Genomic DNA, 17,422 nt, shown 5'->3' on the forward strand with positions numbered 1-17,422 from the left:
TCAAAAATACCGGTTATTGATTTGAGTCAAAGCTTCCAGGGATCCATCGCGATATATAGCGATTGAAATATGTCTCGCGGGCAATTCGCCCTCACCACTGGAGCCAAATCTATGGAATTCGGTATCGTCGAGCTGTCACGGCTGCAGTTTGCCATGACCGCCATGTATCACTTCCTCTTCGTGCCGCTGACCTTGGGCCTATCGATCCTGGTCGCGATCATGGAGACGGTCTATGTCATGACCAATCGCCCCATCTGGCGACAGATGACCAAGTTCTGGGGCACCCTGTTCGGGATCAACTTCGTTCTCGGCGTCGCGACAGGTATCACCATGGAGTTTCAGTTCGGCATGAACTGGAGCTACTACAGCCATTATGTCGGCGATATCTTCGGTGCGCCGCTCGCCATCGAAGGTCTGATGGCCTTCTTCCTTGAGGCGACTTTCGTCGGGTTGTTCTTCTTCGGCTGGGACAAGTTGAGCAAGGTTGCGCATCTGACGGTGGCCTGGCTGGTCGCCATCGGCTCGAACTTCTCGGCCTTGTGGATCCTGATTGCCAATGGCTGGATGCAAAACCCCGTGGGTGCCGAGTTCAATCCGCAGACCATGCGCATGGAAATGACCGACTTCTTCGCCGTGCTGTTCAATGAGGTGGCGCAGGCCAAGTTCGTTCATACCGTCTCTGCGGGCTATGTTACGGCTTCCGTCTTCGTGATCGGCGTATCTGCCTGGTATCTGCTGAAGGACCGTCACGTTGAACTAGCCCGCCGGTCGATTACCGTGGCAGCAGCCTTCGGTCTGGCTTCGGCATTTTCCGTCGTGCTGCTCGGCGATGAGTCCGGATATTCTGCAACCCACAGCCAGAAGATGAAGCTGGCTGCCATCGAGGCCATGTGGGAAACCCATGAAGCCCCGGCACCATTTAATTTGGTCGGCTTCCCCGACCAGGATGCCCGCGAAACGCACTATGCGATCGAGATTCCGTGGGCAATGGGCCTGATCGGCACGCGCTCGCTGACGACGGAAATCCCTGGCATCAATGATCTTGTGGCTCAGGCTGAAACCCGCATTCGCAGCGGCATCATCGCCTATGACGCACTGATGCACATCCGCGAGAAGCGCGATGCAGCCGATCCGACCATCAAGGCAACGTTTGAAAGTCATTCCGCCGATCTGGGCTTCGCATTCCTATTGAAGAAATATGTCGAGGATCCAAGGCAGGCGACGGAAGAGCAGATCGTTGCAGCCTCCAATGACACAGTGCCGACCGTCTGGCCGCTATTCTGGGCATTCCGGATCATGGTCGGGCTCGGCTTCGGCTTCATCGCGACCATGGCCTATTTCTTCTACCGCGCCTCATTCAAGGGTATGAACTATCCGCGTCCGGCCCTCTGGCTCGCGGTGATCATGATCCCGGCCCCCTGGATTGCAGCCGAGATGGGTTGGTTCGTTGCCGAATTCGGTCGCCAGCCCTGGACGGTTGACGGTGTGCTGCCGACCGCAATGTCTGTCAGCGCCCTGTCGATCACTGAGGTTGCGCTGACACTGGCCGGTTTCATCACCTTCTACACGATCCTCTTCGTCATCGAGATGGGGCTGATGCTCAAATACATCCGCAAGGGCCCCTTCCAGGATGTGTCCGAAACCGACGCCTGGGTTGTGCGTCACAATGAACGGCTTGCTGGGCGGCACAATGCCGACGCCATCGCCGTGCCAGCGGAGTAATCACCATGATCCTGCATGAATTGCTGAGTTACGAAGTTCTGCGTGTCCTTTGGTGGGGGCTGCTCGGTGTGTTGCTCATCGGGTTTGCCTTGACAGACGGGTTCGATATGGGCGTCGGAGTTTTACTGCCATTCGTTGGAAAGACGGATCTTGAGCGCCGCGTGGCAATCAATACGGTGGGCCCCGTGTGGGAGGGTAACCAGGTCTGGTTCATCCTCGGCGGCGGAGCGATCTTCGCGGCCTGGCCGCCGCTCTATGCCGTCAGCTTCTCGGGCTTCTACCTCGCCATGTTCGTGGTGTTGGCGGCCTTCATCGTTCGTCCGGTGGCATTCAAGTACCGCTCGAAACGCGATGACCCGCGCTGGCGCACCGCCTGGGACTGGGCACTCTTTGCTTCTGGTGCCGTGCCTGCCCTCCTGTTCGGCGTCGCCGTCGGCAACGTGATCCAAGGCGTACCGTTTCATTTCACCGATGACCTGCACTCGATCTATGAAGGCGCCTGGTACATGAAGTTCATCGGCCTCCTCGATCCGTTCTCGATCCTGGCCGGCGTGGTGTCGCTGTCCATGCTCATCATGCATGGGGGAGCCTGGCTGACGCTGAAGGCTGATGGTGTGGTGCAGAGCCGTGCCCGCACCATCGGCTCCGTCGCGGCACTCGTTGCGGTCGCTGCATATGCACTTGCGGGCCTTTGGATGGCGGTAGGCATCGAGGGCTATCGTATTGTCGGCGACTACTTGATGGCTGGCCCATCCAATCCCCTTCATTTCGAGGTCGAAAAAACGGCGACATGGCTGACGGCCTATGCAGATCGTCCATGGATCGCGGTGGCGCCTGTCATGGGCATTCTGGGTGGTGTGCTGACCTTTTTCGGTCTGCGGGCAGGTCGGGAAGTATCCACGCTGCTGTTCTCGAAGATGGCGATCCTCGGCGTGATTTCTTCCGTGGGTCTCACGATGTTCCCCTTCATCATGCCTTCCTCGTCTGACCCGCAATCGTCGCTGACGGTGTGGAACAGCTCTTCGTCCCATCTGACGCTGTTCATCATGCTGGTGGTGACCGTGATCTTCATGCCGTTGATCCTGATGTACACGGCCTGGGTCTACAAGGTTCTGTGGGGCAAGGTGACTGAGGCTGACGTTAGCGACAACTCGCATTCCGTTTATTGAGAGGACTGAAACATGTGGTACTTCGCCTGGATTCTCGGCCTCCCGCTGGCGGCCATCTTTGCGGTGATGAACGCGATGTGGCTGGAGATGAAAGAGGATGAAAAGAAGCTGAATCACCACGGTTCCTGACGGAACATCCGTCTGACCACATGATCGCTTCACGGCAAGGCGCGAGTTTCCCTTCGCCTTGCCGTTGCATCTCTCCATTTGCAAACGGACTGAACCGATGACACCTGCAGACTCCTCCTCTGCCATAGCGATGCGGATTGCCCACTACCCTGTCACGTTCTTTGCCGTGGGGATGGGGATGATGGGACTGGTCCTTTCAATCAGAGCGGCCGAGCACGCTTATTCATGGAGCAATATCGCTTCCGCGGCCGCCTTGTTCCTGGCGGTGGTCATGCTGGTGGCAGTTGCCATCGGCTATCTTGCCAAGGTTCTCAGTCACTTCTCCGAAGTGAAGGCTGAGTGGAACCATCCCGTACGTATCGCCTTTTTCCCGGCGATCTCGATTTCGCTGCTGTTGCTGTCGGCTGCGCTGTTGGACCAGATGCCACATGTTGCACACGCTGTCTGGCTGTCTGCCACCGCGTTGCAAGGGGTTCTGGCCCTGTCGGTGATAGGCGCCTGGATCGGGCATCGTCCTTTCCAACAAGGGCAATTGACGCCGGCATGGTTCATTCCGGCGGTCGGCAATGTCATCGTGCCCCTGGCAGGTGCCAGGCTTGGTTACATGGAGGTATCTTGGCTGTTCTTCTCCGGCGGGCTCATCTTCTGGCTGGTGCTCCTGACGCTGGTCATTAACCGCCTGATGTTTCACGAGCCCTTGCCGGGCCGCATGGTGCCGACGCTGATGATCCTGGTCGCGCCGCCCGCAGTGGCCTTCACCGCATGGCTGAGGTTGACAGGAGAAGTCGGCCATTTCGGGCATTTCCTCCTGTCGGTCGCCTATGTATTTGCGCTCCTTGTGACGACCCAATTGCCAAAGTTCCGGACCATGCCCTTCGCACTTTCCTGGTGGGCACTCTCCTTCCCCCTCGCGGCCCTGTCGATCGCAAGCTTCGGCTATGCCCAAGCAATAGGCTCGGACGCCCATCGTCACATCGGATTGGGACTTCTTGCGCTTCTGATGGCCGTCGTTGTCGGGCTGATCGCACGGACGGCACTTGCCATCAGGGCCGGCGCGATCTGCGTGCCCGAGTGAAACGTCTTGCCGAACTACGACAGTACCACCGATGCGGCCCTTGGCTGGTCGGGAATGCCGGACCTGCAATCCATAACACATTGCATTTTTTGAATGTGTTTGATCTTTATCAAATGCTGGCCGGCAAACCTGTGGCACGGATAGGACAAACCTCGGAGGAGAAATCATGGAATTGACCGGTCTACCGACTTCCCGCCGCGCCTTGCTCGGCCTCGGTGTGGCGGGCTTGGCTGCTGCAACAGTTGGCCTTCCGGCGCGCGCTGCCCGGATCGCGACGAAAGCCCGCATTGTCATCATCGGGGCGGGGGCTGCAGGCACCGCTCTCGCCAATCATCTGGTGGCACGGCTCGATGGTGCCCAGATCACGATCGTCGATGCGCGCGCCGAGCATCTTTATCAGCCCGGTCTGTCGCTGGTGGCTGCGGGTCTGAAGCCTGCCAGCTATACACTGTCAAAAACCACCGACTGGCTGCCGGACGGCATCACCCTGATCGCTGAGCACGCCGCTGAGATCGATCCGGTCGCAAAAACCGTTGCAACCACGGGCGGGCAGAGCCTGGCTTACGATTTTCTGGTCGTCGCACCCGGGCTCGTGCTGGATCATGATGCCATCGAGGGCTTTTCACTGGATCTCGTTGGTCAGAACGGCATCGGCGCGCTTTATGCAGGGCCCGATCACGCCGCCCGAACATGGCAGGCAGCGTCGGAATTTACCGAGAAAGGCGGCATCGGTCTGTTCACGCGGCCAGCCACGGAGATGAAATGCGCGGGCGCACCGCTCAAGCACACGTTTCTGATCGAGGACATTGCCAGCCGCGGCGGTGCGGCTGGAAAATACGAGATGCACTACGCCGCTCCGCAGCAGGCGCTGTTCTCCGTGCCGATCGTGCATGAAAAAGTCCGTATGCTCTTCGAAGAGCGAGGGATCGCCTCGCATTACGGGCACAGGCTGAAATCCATCGAGCCAGGTACGAAACGCGCGACTTTCGTGGAAACGAAACTCGACCCCGTCACCAAGGTTGAAGTGCAGTCTGAAGTCGAGATGCCTTACGACTATCTGCATGTGATCCCGCCGCAGCGAGCGCCTGATGTCATCCGGCAATCCGGCCTGTCCTGGGCGGACAAATGGACCGATCAGGGTTGGGTCGAGGTCGACATGAAAACCCTGCGTCATCTGCGCTATCCCGAGATCTTTGCCCTGGGCGATGTGGCCGGAGTGCCGAAGGGAAAAACGGCAGCCTCGGTCAAGTGGATGGTTCCAGTCGTCGAAGACCATCTGGTGGCTGCCATAGAAGGGCGCGAGGGCACTGCCGTCTATGACGGATATACCTCTTGCCCCCTGATCACCCGGGTGGGCCGCGCCATGCTGGTCGAGTTCGACTACCACAACAATCTGGTCCCCTCGTTTCCGGGCGTTATCGCACCGCTGGAGGAGCTATGGATCAGCTGGCTGATGAAAGAGGTGGCCCTCAAGGCGACCTATAATGCAATGCTGCGCGGGAAAGCCTGAGGAGGACGCCATGAAAGAGCTGACATTCGAAACCCTCATCGCCGTGTTCGAAGAGATCTTCAGCCCCGGCCTGTTCTGGGGCATGGTCGCCGCCGCGATCGTCGTGACACTAGCCTATCTCTATGTCCTGATCCGCGACCGATCGATGTCGATGCGGAAGTTTCTGCTGGCCCAACTCGCCATGCCCTTTGGTGCAGTCGCGGCCGTCGTCTTCGTGCAATCTGTGACAAATTCCCATCTGCGCGACATCGGTGGGCCTGTCGACGTTATCGTGCTGTTGGGTGTGGCCGCCATGGGGGCTGTGGGAGCGGCGATCCTGGTCTATACGGCCCAGTCTCTGTTCTTCAGAACAAAAGGCGCCTGACACTTTACACCCGACCCGGGGAGATCAGCCGAAACAAAGGCTGAAAGCGTGACGGACCAATCGGAAGGTCGCGACACGCTTGTCATCTTGATACCTGCGACCATGGGTGGAGCTGCGACCCTCTGATCCGGTCGGGCGGCGGTTTAATAGAAGGCAATCTCGCTCACGCTGATGTCGGCGTCATGGTTCCGACCAAAGGCGACTATACCGATCGATGTCAGGCTTGCGGCCCGCGGGACCTTGCGCAACAATGCGCCGGAGGGTGCGAAGTCTGTGAAGGGGAGACGGACTTCGGCCCAGGTGTTCGTGACATCAAACCCGGCCTGGTAATACTGCCAAGGCAGGATCGTGCCTGTGGTGCGCAGATGAACGAAGTAGCGTTGATCATTGCCACGGACCATCAAGCGAACGCCGACTGTGCCTTCGGGCGGTGGGCTGGCCAAGTCCATCCGTATCTGGATGAAGCCGCCGTTGTTTTCGACGCTGACGCGACCGGACATCTGCGCGTGCCTGCGCCCATCTTCGGTGACGAACCGGATTTGCCCGGATGAGATCCCTCCCATCACCGTATCTGCGAAGAAACGCCAGCGAGTTTCGGGCTGAACCTTGAAATCCTCGATCATCATGTCACCCGCAAGCGCTTGGGAAACACCCCAGAGCGCAAGCATTGCCACCGTGGTCAATCTTGTCAAAGCACGCATCGGTTCTTCCTGACTGTTTGATATCTACGCCGGTCCGGCAATCAAGCCTGCGGCAACGCTTCGTTGGAATTCGCGGCGTTCTCAGGCTTCTGGCTTGCGCACGACGATATAGGGGTTCTGCCGATACTTGCCGAAGACGCGTTCGTCGATGATCTCGAAGCCCGCATCGAAAAGCGATTGCCGAAATTCGGCGACGGTGTGTTGCGTGACTGCAGGAAACAGACCGGCGGCCCGCAGTACGCTGAAGAGAAGGCGAAATCTGAGCTTCAGATCGGCGAAACACCAGGTCTTGGAGATGAACACGCCGCCGGGTTTGAGGTTGGCGAAAATCTGCGCGAGCGTCGCCGGCTGATCGTCTACCAGATGCAGGACGTTGAAGGCGCATATGGCGTCGAATGGCCCGCCATCATAGGAATTCTGAGCGTCTGCCAGCCTGAAGGTGACGTTCGCTTCTGCCGGTTTGTCCCTGGCAATCCGGATCATTTCGGCTGAAAAGTCTGTCGCCGTCCAGGATGATACATGGGGTGCCAGCCGGATTGCGGTGCCGCCTGTGCCGCATCCCAGTTCCAGGACCTTGTCTGACGGCTTGAGCCGGGAGGCGACCTCGGCCAACATGGCGTCATAGGCTGCGACATCCTTGAGTGGCCGGGCGGCGTAGCGCCCGGCAATGCGGTTCCAGAACTTCTGCTGCTTCGATACGGTCATTTCAAAAGCCTTCACCAGAGGGGCAAGATTGCAGCACTGCTCATGTACAGCACATAGAATGCGACGACGAAGATCAGCACGGCAAAGATTCGGTTGAAAATGTTTCGCTGTGTCGACAGACGGGTCGCCAGCAGCATGCCGCCGATGCCGCCGATCACGCCGCCACCGATGAACTCGGCAGCGACTGCCCAGTCGATCAGGCCGGAGGCTGCGTAATTGATCGCAGTGGCGAGACCAAAGGTGCCGACGGCGAGAAGCGAAGAGCCGACCGCATTGATCATCGGCATGCCGGTCGCGAGCATCAGGCCAGGCACGATCAGGAAACCACCGCCGATACCGAAGAAGCCGGAAGCTGCTCCTGCGGCCAGGGCGACCGCGGCCGTCTTCCAGCATGTCAGGCGATCCGTCTTGACGGTGCTTGCCACGATGGCGGTTCGCGGACGGAGCATGAGGCCCGCCACAAGCAGCATCAACAGGCCGAACAGGAAAAGCAGCTTCTCTCCGTCGAACGCCTTGCCAAGGCTGGAGCCGGCGAGGGCGCCCATCGTCCCGGTGGCGGCAAAGACGAAGGCACAACGCCACCAGACATGCCCTTTGCGGGCATGGCCGATGAGGTTGACATAGGCATTGACCGACACGGCCAGAGCACCGGTGCCGATGGCGATATGCGGTTGCGAGATGCCGACGACATAAAGAAGCAGGGGCGTTGCCAGGATAGAGCCGCCGCCACCGATGAGGCCGAGCGTAAAACCCACGAGGCCGCCGGAGCCGATCGCCGTCAGGGCCTGGGTGACGAGGTCGTTCATTCCCAGGCAGCTCCTGCAAGTGCGTCGAGCGGGATCTTTAGATAGCGCTTGCCGTTTCCTTCCGGTTCCGAGAGGCGCCCGCCGCGGATGTTGACCTGAAGCGCATGCAGGATCAGCTTCGGCATGGGCAGTGTCTTGTCGCGTGCCTCGCGCAGCGCCACGAAGGCTGCCTCGTCTTTGACGGCGATGTGCGGATTGCTGCGCTTCTGTTCGGCGACGGTGCTCTCCCAGAGGGGTTCACGCCCGTCCGGTTGATAATCATGGCCCGTGAACAGGCGCGTCTCGCCGGACAGCGACAGGATTTCCTCGATCGAGGCCCAGAGCCGCTTGGCGCTGCCGCCGGGAAAATCCGCGCGCGCCGTGCCGCTGTCCGGCATGAACAGCGTGTCATGCACAAAGGCGGCGTCGCCGATCACATAGGTGATCGAGGCCAGCGTGTGGCCGGGTGAGAAGAGGACGCGACCCTGGAGTTCACCGACCGTGAAGGTGTCGCCGGCTTCGAACAACCGGTCCCACTGCGAGCCATCGGTTTGCAGATCCGGCCAGTTGTAGATCTCCTTCCAGAGCTTTTGCACCTCGACAACACGGGCGCCAATGGCGGTCGGCGCGCCGGTCTTTTCCTTCAGATAGCGGGCGGCGGAAAAGTGGTCTGCATGGGGATGGGTGTCGAGGATCCACTCCACGCTGAGGCGCTTTTCCCTGATGTAATCCAGGATCGTATCGGCATTGCGGGTCGCGGTTGCGCCCGATTTTTCATCGTAGTCGAGCACCGGGTCGATGATCGAGCATTTTCTCGTTGCCGGATCACTCACGACATACTGGATGCTGAATGTCCGCGCGTCGTAAAAGCCCTTCACATCTGGCTTGGCGGTCATGGTGTTTCCTTCCTCAACGTCAGTCATTTGCGTTTCTGTTGTCCGATTGTCCGGATCGGATGTCTTCGCGCCGTCCGACGGCGCGAAGGTTGCTTTGCTGTGTGCTGCCGGTGCCGGTCAGACGATGATTAGGCGAGATCCTTGACGGTGAAATACCAGTCCGTGGTCTCGAGCCCCTCCGTCAGACGCTTCTCCACTTCCGCCATGGTCTTCGGCGAGCCGACGATGACCTTGTCGCCCGGTTGCCAGGCCTCCGGCGTCGCGACGCCGTGGGTGAGGCTCGTCTGCAGGGCTCTGACCAGGCGAAGAACTTCAGGAACGCTGCGACCGTTGGTCATCGGGTAGTAGACCATGGCGCGCAGGATGCCCTTGTCGTCGATGATGAAGGTGGCGCGTACGGCCGAGGTGTCTGAGGCCCCGGGATGGATCATGCCGTAGGCGGTTGCCACCTTCATCGAGAGGTCTTCGATGATCGGGAAGGTGATCTCGACCCCAAACTTCTCCTTGATGTTCTGAACCCAGGCGAGATGGGAGTAGATGCTGTCGATCGAGAGGCCGAGCAGTTCGCAATTGATCGCCTTGAATTCTGCCGAAGCGTTGGCGAAGCCGACGAACTCGGTCGTGCAGACGGGGGTGAAGTCCGCCGGATGCGAAAAGAGTACGAGCCACTTGCCCTTGTAGTCAGCAAGGCGGCGATCGCCATGGGTGGTCTTGGCGGAGAAGTCCGGCGCCGGCTCGTTGATGCGCGGCATCGCGGGGCCTGCGGCGGGCGCCAGCATGGCTGTGGCCGGTAAAACGGAGGCTGATTGTGCGGCTGCGCTGCTAGCGGTGTTGTCGGAGCAACTCATGTGACTGGTCCTTGTGTGGCTCGCTTTCGTGCGAGACCTGTTTCTGTTTTGACCACCAATACATATGACTATATATATGTATTATGGAAACGAATAAAAGCGGACACACTCATCGGAAAAATCGATCATGAAACCCGCACCTAATCTTCGACATCTGGGCTATCTCCTCGCACTTGCCGAGCACCTGAATTTCAGTCGGGCGGCTGGTGCCTGTTCAGTGACGCAATCCACACTGAGTGCCGGTATCCGTGAACTTGAGACACTGATCGGCGGGCAGCGTGCCGAGCGAACCAAACGCCAGGTCATGTTGACCCCTCTCGGGCGTTTGGTCTGTGACAAGGCGCGGATGATGTTGCAGTTGAGCGATGAGCTCGTGGATCTCGGTCACGGTGGTCCAGGCATGCTTACCGGTAGACTGGAGATCGGCGTGATCCCGACGGTTGGACCATTCTTGCTGCCGCGATTGATGCCCGCGCTTCGCCAGCGCTATCCCGAACTTGAACTGGGCTGGCGCGAAGACAAGACGGCTCCTCTCATGGAGCGATTGAGAGCGGGACAACTTGACGCTCTGCTCATGGCCTTTCCGCATGCAGTTAGCGGTCTGGAAACCATGGACTTGTTTGAAGATGTCTACCACTTCGTCTGCCATGCCGACCATCCGCTCGCCACGGCTGAGACAGTCGACGTCAAAGACCTGCCGCAACTGGACTTGTTGTTGCTGGAAAAGGAACATTGTCTTCATGCGCATGCCATTCCGCTGTTGACGGCAGCCGCTGGGGGCGCGCGCAGCAGCTTTTCGGCTACAAGCCTTCACACACTTGTCGCGATGGTTGGCGAGGGGCAGGGCGCTACGCTTCTGCCGACCATCGCGATAGAGGCTGGATTGCATGAAGCGCATTCGAGCGTGGTGGTGCCAATTGCGGGGCAAACCCAAGCTCGCCAGATCGGACTTGTTTGGCGTGGGCAATCACCGCGCGCATCCGCAATCCGGGAACTCGGGCTTTATCTGCGAGACCAACTGAAACCCAAACAGGGCTGAGCGTCCGATCATTTCGGTCCCAGAAAAGCTCCCATCTGAGCTTCGCTCGGCATTCCGGCGAAGGTGTCGATCTTGCCTTCCTCGGTCCTGAAAACAATTGCCGGCGTGCCGCCAAAACCGAGCTCGGTCATCAAGGCGGCATTGCGATCAAGCTTTGCAGCCGTGTCGCCATCGATCCGATCCAGCGGGGCAATGCCGCCATCGGCATGTTTGCGCTCGTTCTCCGAAAGAGCTTCTTCAGGGGACTTCGCTTGTAGAATGGCGGCAGCCTTGGCGGGGGAATCCTGGCGGATAACGCCGACCATCACGTGGCGTAACTGAACTTTGCCGCTTTCGATCCAGGATCGCGCCGCGAGCCAGAAGCGATTGCAATAAGGGCAGTTCGGGTCGGTGAACGTATAGATGACACGAGGCGCATTCGGATTGCCGTCCCGCACCCAGGTCGCTGCCTCGAGCTTGGTCCAGGATGCTTCGCTCAGGGGCTGTTCGACCATCTTCTTGAGCTGATCCTCCGCCATGTCCTGCCCATAGGCATCGACGAGCGTTCCGACGACCACATGTTGATTATCGGGTGTCAGATAGATCGCTAGAGGCTGCGCGCCGGCTTTGGCGGCGAAGGCTCTAAGACCGCCGGGAACCTGCATCTCGCCGAGAATGCGGATGCCCTGCTGCTCGATCGTCTTGAGGATCTCGGGATAGGCCTTGTCTTCAGCCTCAGCACCGGTAGCCATGACGACGCCCATCAGAAGCGCCAGGGCGATTGCGGGGTATGACATGGGACGGTGAAGCGCTTTCAAAAACATGATGCGAACCTTTGATTGTCTGTTTGCGGTGTTGGGCAAGGTGGTCAGGCGCCTTCGGTGCCGAGAACCACGACCCTCGAACCCTGCGGCACCTGGTTGTAGAGGTCGATAACGTCCTGGTTCAGCATGCGAATGCAGCCGGACGACGCCGCCGTTCCGATCGTCCAGGGTTCGTTGGTCCCGTGGATGCGATACAGCGTGTCCTTGCCATCCTTGACCAGATACAGTGCCCGCGCCCCAAGAGGGTTCTTGTCGCTGCCGTCCATGCCGTCGGCCCATTTGCGGTAGCGGGTGGGATCGCGCTTGAGCATATCGGGCGTGGGCGTCCAGCGGGGCCATTGGCGCTTGAAGCCGATATGGGCGGAACCAGAGAATTCGAAGCCGGCCTTGCCGACGCCGACACCATAGCGGACGGCCTTGCCTCGTGCTTTGACCAGATAAAGGAAGCGGTTCTTGGGGTCGACGACAATGGTGCCGAGCGGATGCTCGGTCTTGTAGTCAATGGTCTGCTTCAGAAACTGCTGGCCAATCCGTTGTGTATCGACAGCGGGGACGGGGAAGGGTTCGTTTCCAAGTGCCTTGTAACGCTCGAGGCGGGATGAGCTTGGCTCAGGTGCCGGCGGTTGAAAGGCGTGCGGAGCAAGGGGGCGGATCGTCGGCGCGGTGGTGGCGCAGGAAATGAGACCGATCGAAACCAGACCCAGAGCGACCAATGTCTTCAGAGACCGGATATGAATAAAGCTAAGGTAGTCGGCAGATAGGGGGCAGGGTGAGAAGGGTGCGGACATGTCGAGCGAGAAGCTCCTCGTGAGGTTTACCAGGCCCCGCTTCTCTCTCTCACCTTAAGGCTGGCTTAAGGCTCACCTCCGCTCCCGTAGCACAGAAAGCGATCGCTCACGCTTCTGAACCTGGCAGCTCCAGACAAACGCAGAAACCTGACTGCCGCTGGAATGACATCCGACCACCAATCTTTGTCAGGGCCATTTCAACAATCGAAAGGCCGAGGCCGCTTCCGAGCGCGTTTGCGCTGTTGCCGCGCTGGAACCGAGCCTTGAGACGCTGCTCGTCCTTTTCATCGATACCGGCTCCGGTGTCGCACACGGCTATCGTCGTGCCTGCCTCGGTCTGTGTGCCGATGATCCGGACGGATGAATTGCGCGGCGCATATTGCAGGGCGTTTTCGATGACATTGCGCAAGGCCAGCCGCAAAAGGGTCTTGCCTGGCACTCTTATCATCAGGTCCTGCGCAATCTCGGTCTCAACGGTGATCTCCCTCGACGAAACGAGTGCCGCCATTTCACCGCGCAGCTCTTCGACCATTGCTTTGACCACTACAGTTTCTGATGTCGAAGAGCTGTCCAATGAGTCGATGGCTGCGAGGTCTATCAACTGGCGAACGAGGCGCCCGGTGCGGTCTACACTCAGCGAGATCTGGTTGAGGGCATTGGCGCGGACTTCATCGCTATCGCTGCGAAGGGCGACCTGGGCCTGGGTCTTCAAACCGGATAGCGGCGTCTTCAGCTCGTGGGCCGCATAGGCGATGAAGGTCTTTTCCCGCTCGCGGGCCTCCTCCACGCGTTGGAACAGGGCGTTGAGGGAGCCGAGCAGAGGCCTGATCTCGCGGGGCGCTCCGCTATCGTCGACGGGGTGGAGTTCGTCGGCTGAGCGCAGCGACAAGGTGTCGGCGACTTGTCGGAGGGGGGAAAGACCGCGCCCGACACTCAGCCAGATCAGACCGGCGAGAATGGGCAGGATCGCCAGGGCAGGAACGAGCTGGCCCTTGATGACGTCACCGACCAGCTTTTCGCGGATCTCGATGCTATCGCCGACGAGGACCCTGACACCCAGCTCGGGATTGATGACAGCGTAGACACGCCAGCGCTCGCCGTTGACGAGCTTTTCGGCGAATCCGCTTTCGTGATCGGCGAGCGACGTGTTGGGCGCGCTCTCCGACCGGCTGACAAGATCACCCTGAAGGGACCAGATCTGACAGGACAATTGCCGGCTATAGTCTCCTTCATGCAGGCCGAAGCCTTCGGGTATGCCAGCAGCCTGCGCGGCATCGACCGCTGCTGCGACGTCGATATGGTGGTCGGTGATCAGTGAACTCACCATACGCGCTGCTTCCGTCAGGCGCGCGTCGAGTACACGCTCGACCTCGCGCTGCGTGCTGAGATAGGTCCAAAGCACGGCGAGGAGCCATACGGCACCTGTCGCCGCGAGAAGAATGAGAAAAAGCCTAAGCCGGATCGATCGCATCACGGTTTCCCCATGCGGTATCCGACACCGCGCACGGTTTCGATCGAGGTGGCACCCAGTTTGTGGCGCAGCTTGTGTACGTGGACCTCGATCGTGTTGCTCTCAATCTCTTCCTGCCAGCCATAGAGCCTCGTTTCCAATATCTGCTTGGAGTGAACCATGGTGGGATTTTCCATCAAGGCCAGGAGGACGGCAAATTCCCGCCGTGACAGCCCAATGATTTCGCCGTTCTGCAAAACCTCCATGCTGGCCGGGTCAAGGGTCATTCCTTCCCAAGTCAGCTTGGGTGTCGCGCGTCCTTCAGCACGCCGGGTAATGGCGCGTAGCCGTGCTGCCACTTCGTCGAGGTCGAAGGGTTTGCCGAGATAGTCGTCGGCGCCGGCGTCGAGTCCATCAATGCGATCGGTCACCTCATCCTTGGCCGTCAACAGAAGAACGGGCGTGCGGTTGTTGGCGGCGCGCATCGCGCGAAGCAGATCCAGCCCGGATCCATCCGGCAGCATGCGGTCGAGCAAGATGGCATCGAAGCTATCGCTTTCAATTGCGGCCATCGCGTCAGAAAGCGTGCTGACGGTGTCTGCCGAGAAGCCGGCGAGACCAAGCCCCACCTTTAAACCGTCGAGCAGAACCGCGTCGTCTTCGATGACAAGGATGCGCATCACACCTCCGTGAGAAAAATGTCGTTTCCTGCCATGGCCCGCCCAGCTTAAGCCTGCCTTAAGCTGCCCCGCGGAAACGGGCGCACATTCGATGCGTAACAAGGAATGATGGAATGCAGCTCTTGAGGCACCTGGCGATCTTCTTCTCCGCTTTGCTCTTCTCCGGCATCGCCATCGCCCAGATCGCGCCGCTCCAGATGGACGAGGCGTTCCGGCCTTCGCTGTCACGGATCTCCGCCACCGAAGTTGCCGTCACGTGGGAGATCGAACCTGGCTACTATCTCTACCGGGAATATCTCTCCGCCAAAAGTGGCGATGGCAGCCCGCTGAAACTGGAGACGCCTGCCGGCAAGATCAAGGAGGATCCGGGGTTTGGGTCGACGGAGGTCTACTACAATACCGCCCGGGCGACGCTCGTCAGCGATGCGTCGACGATCGAGTTGACGTATCAAGGCTGTCAGGATGGCGGGCTCTGCTATCCGCCCGTCACCAAGACTATAGACATGGCCCGTCTGCAATTCAGTGGCTCCGAGCACGGAGGCCCAATATCCGCCCAGGCACCGAATGCATCGCAAAGCGGATGGTCGTCCTTCAGCGCTCAAAAACCGGATTTTGCGCTCGCACAGGATGAAGTGACAACCGGTGTCGATGCACTCCTGGCGCGCGGCGGCCTGCCTCTGCTTCTGATTGGCTTCGTTGGTTTCGGCGTGCTTCTGGCCTTCACCCCCTGCGTCTTTCCCATGTATCCTATCGTTGCTGCCATGCTGTCGCGCGAAGGCGAGGCGCTTTCGCCGAAACGTGGTTTCATCCTTTCGAGCGTCTATGTCGGAGCGCTGGCATTGGCGTTTGGGCTGTTCGGTATGGTCGCGGCCTGGTCGGGGCAGAACCTGCAATTTGCCTTGCAGTCGACAACGGCCACCATTGTCATCGCAAGCCTGTTTCTGATCCTCGCCCTGTCCAACTTCGGGCTCTTCGAGATCCAGGTGCCGGCGGGGCTCAGCAGTCGCCTATCGTCCGGGGGGCGCCGTGGCGGATCCCTCGGTGGGGCTGCGATGCTGGGCTTTACCTCCGCATTTCTCATTGGTCCCTGTGTCACCGCGCCACTCGCGGGCGCGCTTCTCTACATTGCCCGCACCGGAGATGTCCTTATCGGGGCGGTCGCATTGTTCGCGCTCGGGCTTGGCAAAGGCCTCCCCTTGATCCTCATGGCAACGCTCGGCGGTAAGGCATTGCCGCGTGCGGGGGCTTGGATGGCAAGCATCCGCTCCGCTTTCGGCTTCGGTTTCATCGGAACGGCGACCTGGATGGTCAGCCCTCTTCTGCCTGAAACGCTGGTGCTTTTTGCCTGGGCCTGTCTGGCCGTGTCGGTCGGCGTGTTCCTCTGGCACATGCGGGTTGCAAATGCTTCTCCTGGCGCGGCTGTCATCTCGCGATTTGTGGCCACTGTTTCGATAGCCTGGGGAGCCCTGCTGCTCGTCGGCGTCGGCCTCGGTGCCCGTGATCCGCTTGCCCCTCTGGAGCCGCTCACAATGAAGACGGAGTTCGGACAGACGGCGAGCGAGATCGCGAAATCGGACTTTGAAGCCGTCGCCTCGCCACAAGCGCTGACTTCGGTGCTGGCCGAAGCTTCGGCCGAGAACAGGCCGAGCCTCGTCTATGTGACCGCGGATTGGTGCGTCACCTGCCGCGCCATAGAACGAACCGTTCTGCCGGCCCAGAGCGTCTCGGCGGCTCTCGATGATGCGCGCCTGCTGACCATCGACATGACCGCGACCTCTCCAGAGACAAATGAACTGCTGAAGTCCCTCAATGCCATCGGTCCGCCGACGATGATCTTCTTCGATCACGAAAGGCAGGAAGTGGCGGGAACGCGCCTGGTGGGCGACATAACGATCGGCAAGCTTGCTGCCTCCGCCCGGGCGGCCAAGGGTACGCCCTGATGGATGTCGTGACACTGGGGCCGCTTGCCTTCGCATCCGACAGGCTGGCGACAATCATCGGGATTTTCGTGTTCCTCGGGCTCGGCTCATGGCTGGCGGGTCGCTATGACAAAAGGCTCGCGCCTTGGACGACCGCTGCGCTGCTATCGGGCCTCATCGCCGCGCGGGCACTGCATGTCCTGATGCATCTCGACAGCTTTCTCACTGAGCCATGGCGGGCCCTGTATGTCTGGCAGGGTGGTTTTTCGATGATCGGAGGCGCGATCGGTGTTGCGATCACGCTTGTCTTTTTGATGCGTGAATCCCGGCAGACCCTGCCGCTTGCAGCCGTGTCGCTCGCCGCAGGATGCTTTGTCTGGTTCGCGCTTACCATGCTCTGGCAAGCAGCCGAAGGAGCGGCTGCACCCCGTTTCACGCTGGCAAATCTTGATGGATCTCAGTTTGTCGCCTTGTCGGAGCGTGATGGACGCCCTGCTGTCGTCAACCTCTGGGCAACCTGGTGTCCGCCTTGCCGCCGCGAAATGCCACTTCTGGCGGAAGTGGCCGCGGCTCGGACAGACGTCGATTTCATCTTCGCCAATCAGGGTGAGGGGCCTGCGACGATCCGGGCCTATCTCGACGGTCAGAACCTCCGGCTCGAAACCATCCTGCTTGATCCGGCCCATTCCCTTTCGCGCCACTACGCAGCGCCCGGAATGCCGGTCACCCTCTTTCTTGGCGCTGACGGCCAGGTTGTCACCACCCATTTCGGAGAGATCTCGCGCGAGTCCTTGAATGCCGCCATCGCCCGACTGATCCCCGCAGACAAGGAATAACAG

The 17,422-nt window shown here is 59.9% G+C and carries 17 protein-coding genes and 2 pseudogenes; 10 read left to right on the plus strand and 9 right to left on the minus strand.

What is annotated here, in order from left to right:
• Nucleotides 1–111: 111 nt before the first annotated feature.
• The 6 genes from BW978_RS21985 (at nucleotide 112) to BW978_RS22010 (ending at nucleotide 5,969) form a co-directional block, all read left to right on the plus strand.
• Nucleotides 112–1,722 carry a cytochrome ubiquinol oxidase subunit I gene (locus BW978_RS21985; RefSeq protein ID WP_076398147.1) on the plus strand — a complete coding sequence of 537 codons (1,611 nt, stop codon included), beginning with the start codon at nucleotides 112–114 and terminating at the stop codon, nucleotides 1,720–1,722.
• Nucleotides 1,723–1,727: 5 nt separating this feature from the next.
• Nucleotides 1,728–2,891, plus strand: a complete 1,164-nt coding sequence (gene cydB, locus BW978_RS21990) for a cytochrome d ubiquinol oxidase subunit II (protein ID WP_076398150.1) — start codon at nucleotides 1,728–1,730, stop codon at nucleotides 2,889–2,891.
• Nucleotides 2,892–2,903: 12 nt separating this feature from the next.
• Nucleotides 2,904–3,020 (plus strand): cytochrome bd-I oxidase subunit CydX, encoded by a 117-nt coding sequence (gene cydX / locus BW978_RS21995; protein WP_076398152.1) that lies wholly within the window; start codon nucleotides 2,904–2,906, stop codon nucleotides 3,018–3,020.
• Nucleotides 3,021–3,150: 130 nt separating this feature from the next.
• Nucleotides 3,151–4,095, plus strand: a complete 945-nt coding sequence (locus BW978_RS22000; RefSeq protein WP_280173604.1) for an SLAC1 anion channel family protein — start codon at nucleotides 3,151–3,153, stop codon at nucleotides 4,093–4,095.
• A gap of 166 nt (nucleotides 4,096–4,261) precedes the next feature.
• A complete protein-coding gene (locus tag BW978_RS22005) occupies nucleotides 4,262–5,605 on the plus strand; it encodes an NAD(P)/FAD-dependent oxidoreductase (RefSeq protein WP_076398157.1) in 1,344 nt (447 codons plus the stop codon).
• A 10-nt stretch (nucleotides 5,606–5,615) separates the two neighbouring features.
• On the plus strand, nucleotides 5,616–5,969 hold the full coding sequence (locus tag BW978_RS22010; RefSeq protein ID WP_076398160.1) for a DUF5368 domain-containing protein: 354 nt from the start codon (nucleotides 5,616–5,618) through the stop codon (nucleotides 5,967–5,969).
• A 143-nt stretch (nucleotides 5,970–6,112) separates the two neighbouring features.
• Here the strand turns inward: BW978_RS22010 and BW978_RS22015 are convergent, their stop codons facing one another.
• From BW978_RS22015 to BW978_RS22035, 5 genes and pseudogenes are all read right to left on the minus strand, one after another.
• Nucleotides 6,113–6,670: a CIA30 family protein gene (locus tag BW978_RS22015; RefSeq protein ID WP_076398163.1), complete on the minus strand. Its 558-nt coding sequence runs from the start codon at nucleotides 6,668–6,670 to the stop codon at nucleotides 6,113–6,115.
• A gap of 81 nt (nucleotides 6,671–6,751) precedes the next feature.
• The gene (locus BW978_RS22020; RefSeq protein ID WP_076398301.1) at nucleotides 6,752–7,375 is read right to left on the minus strand and encodes a class I SAM-dependent methyltransferase; all 624 of its coding nucleotides are present in this window, start codon (nucleotides 7,373–7,375) and stop codon (nucleotides 6,752–6,754) included.
• An 11-nt stretch (nucleotides 7,376–7,386) separates the two neighbouring features.
• Complete coding sequence (locus BW978_RS22025) at nucleotides 7,387–8,181, minus strand: sulfite exporter TauE/SafE family protein (protein ID WP_076398165.1); 795 nt, start codon at nucleotides 8,179–8,181, stop codon at nucleotides 7,387–7,389.
• Nucleotides 8,178–9,047, minus strand: a pseudogene (locus BW978_RS22030) (MBL fold metallo-hydrolase); the annotation flags it as partial. The gene BW978_RS22025 and the pseudogene BW978_RS22030, both read right to left, overlap by 4 nt.
• 137 nt (nucleotides 9,048–9,184) lie before the next feature.
• Entirely contained in the window at nucleotides 9,185–9,835 is a 651-nt protein-coding gene (locus tag BW978_RS22035; RefSeq protein ID WP_244552029.1) for a peroxiredoxin, read from the minus strand.
• Nucleotides 9,836–10,031: 196 nt separating this feature from the next.
• On the opposite strand from BW978_RS22035, the pseudogene BW978_RS23855 reads away from it, so the two are divergent.
• Together BW978_RS23855 and BW978_RS22040 are read left to right on the plus strand one after the other, a co-directional pair.
• Nucleotides 10,032–10,217: pseudogene (locus tag BW978_RS23855) on the plus strand (LysR family transcriptional regulator); the annotation flags it as partial.
• A gap of 36 nt (nucleotides 10,218–10,253) precedes the next feature.
• Nucleotides 10,254–10,943, plus strand: coding sequence for a hydrogen peroxide-inducible genes activator (locus BW978_RS22040; protein ID WP_244552031.1), 690 nt, complete (start codon nucleotides 10,254–10,256; stop codon nucleotides 10,941–10,943).
• A gap of 8 nt (nucleotides 10,944–10,951) precedes the next feature.
• Here the strand turns inward: BW978_RS22040 and dsbG are convergent, their stop codons facing one another.
• The 4 genes from dsbG to BW978_RS22060 form a co-directional block, all read right to left on the minus strand.
• A complete protein-coding gene (gene dsbG, locus BW978_RS22045) occupies nucleotides 10,952–11,719 on the minus strand; it encodes a thiol:disulfide interchange protein DsbG (protein WP_076398304.1) in 768 nt (255 codons plus the stop codon).
• Nucleotides 11,720–11,790: 71 nt separating this feature from the next.
• On the minus strand, nucleotides 11,791–12,534 hold the full coding sequence (locus BW978_RS22050; RefSeq protein WP_083697677.1) for a L,D-transpeptidase: 744 nt from the start codon (nucleotides 12,532–12,534) through the stop codon (nucleotides 11,791–11,793).
• 106 nt (nucleotides 12,535–12,640) lie between these two features.
• Complete coding sequence (locus BW978_RS22055) at nucleotides 12,641–14,005, minus strand: sensor histidine kinase (RefSeq protein WP_076398178.1); 1,365 nt, start codon at nucleotides 14,003–14,005, stop codon at nucleotides 12,641–12,643.
• Nucleotides 14,005–14,664 (minus strand): response regulator, encoded by a 660-nt coding sequence (locus BW978_RS22060; protein ID WP_076398181.1) that lies wholly within the window; start codon nucleotides 14,662–14,664, stop codon nucleotides 14,005–14,007. The genes BW978_RS22055 and BW978_RS22060 overlap by 1 nt, the downstream gene beginning before the upstream one ends.
• Nucleotides 14,665–14,777: 113 nt before the next feature.
• Here BW978_RS22060 and dsbD point away from each other — a divergent pair, with 113 nt between their 5' ends.
• Together dsbD and BW978_RS22070 are read left to right on the plus strand one after the other, a co-directional pair.
• The gene (gene dsbD, locus BW978_RS22065; protein WP_076398184.1) at nucleotides 14,778–16,604 is read left to right on the plus strand and encodes a protein-disulfide reductase DsbD; all 1,827 of its coding nucleotides are present in this window, start codon (nucleotides 14,778–14,780) and stop codon (nucleotides 16,602–16,604) included.
• Nucleotides 16,604–17,419: a TlpA disulfide reductase family protein gene (locus tag BW978_RS22070; protein ID WP_076398187.1), complete on the plus strand. Its 816-nt coding sequence runs from the start codon at nucleotides 16,604–16,606 to the stop codon at nucleotides 17,417–17,419. The genes dsbD and BW978_RS22070 overlap by 1 nt, the downstream gene beginning before the upstream one ends.
• Nucleotides 17,420–17,422: the final 3 nt, after the last annotated feature.

The sequence above is a fragment of the Rhizobium sp. RU33A genome, from assembly GCF_900156055.1.
Taxonomy (GTDB): Bacteria; Pseudomonadota; Alphaproteobacteria; order Rhizobiales; family Rhizobiaceae; genus Allorhizobium.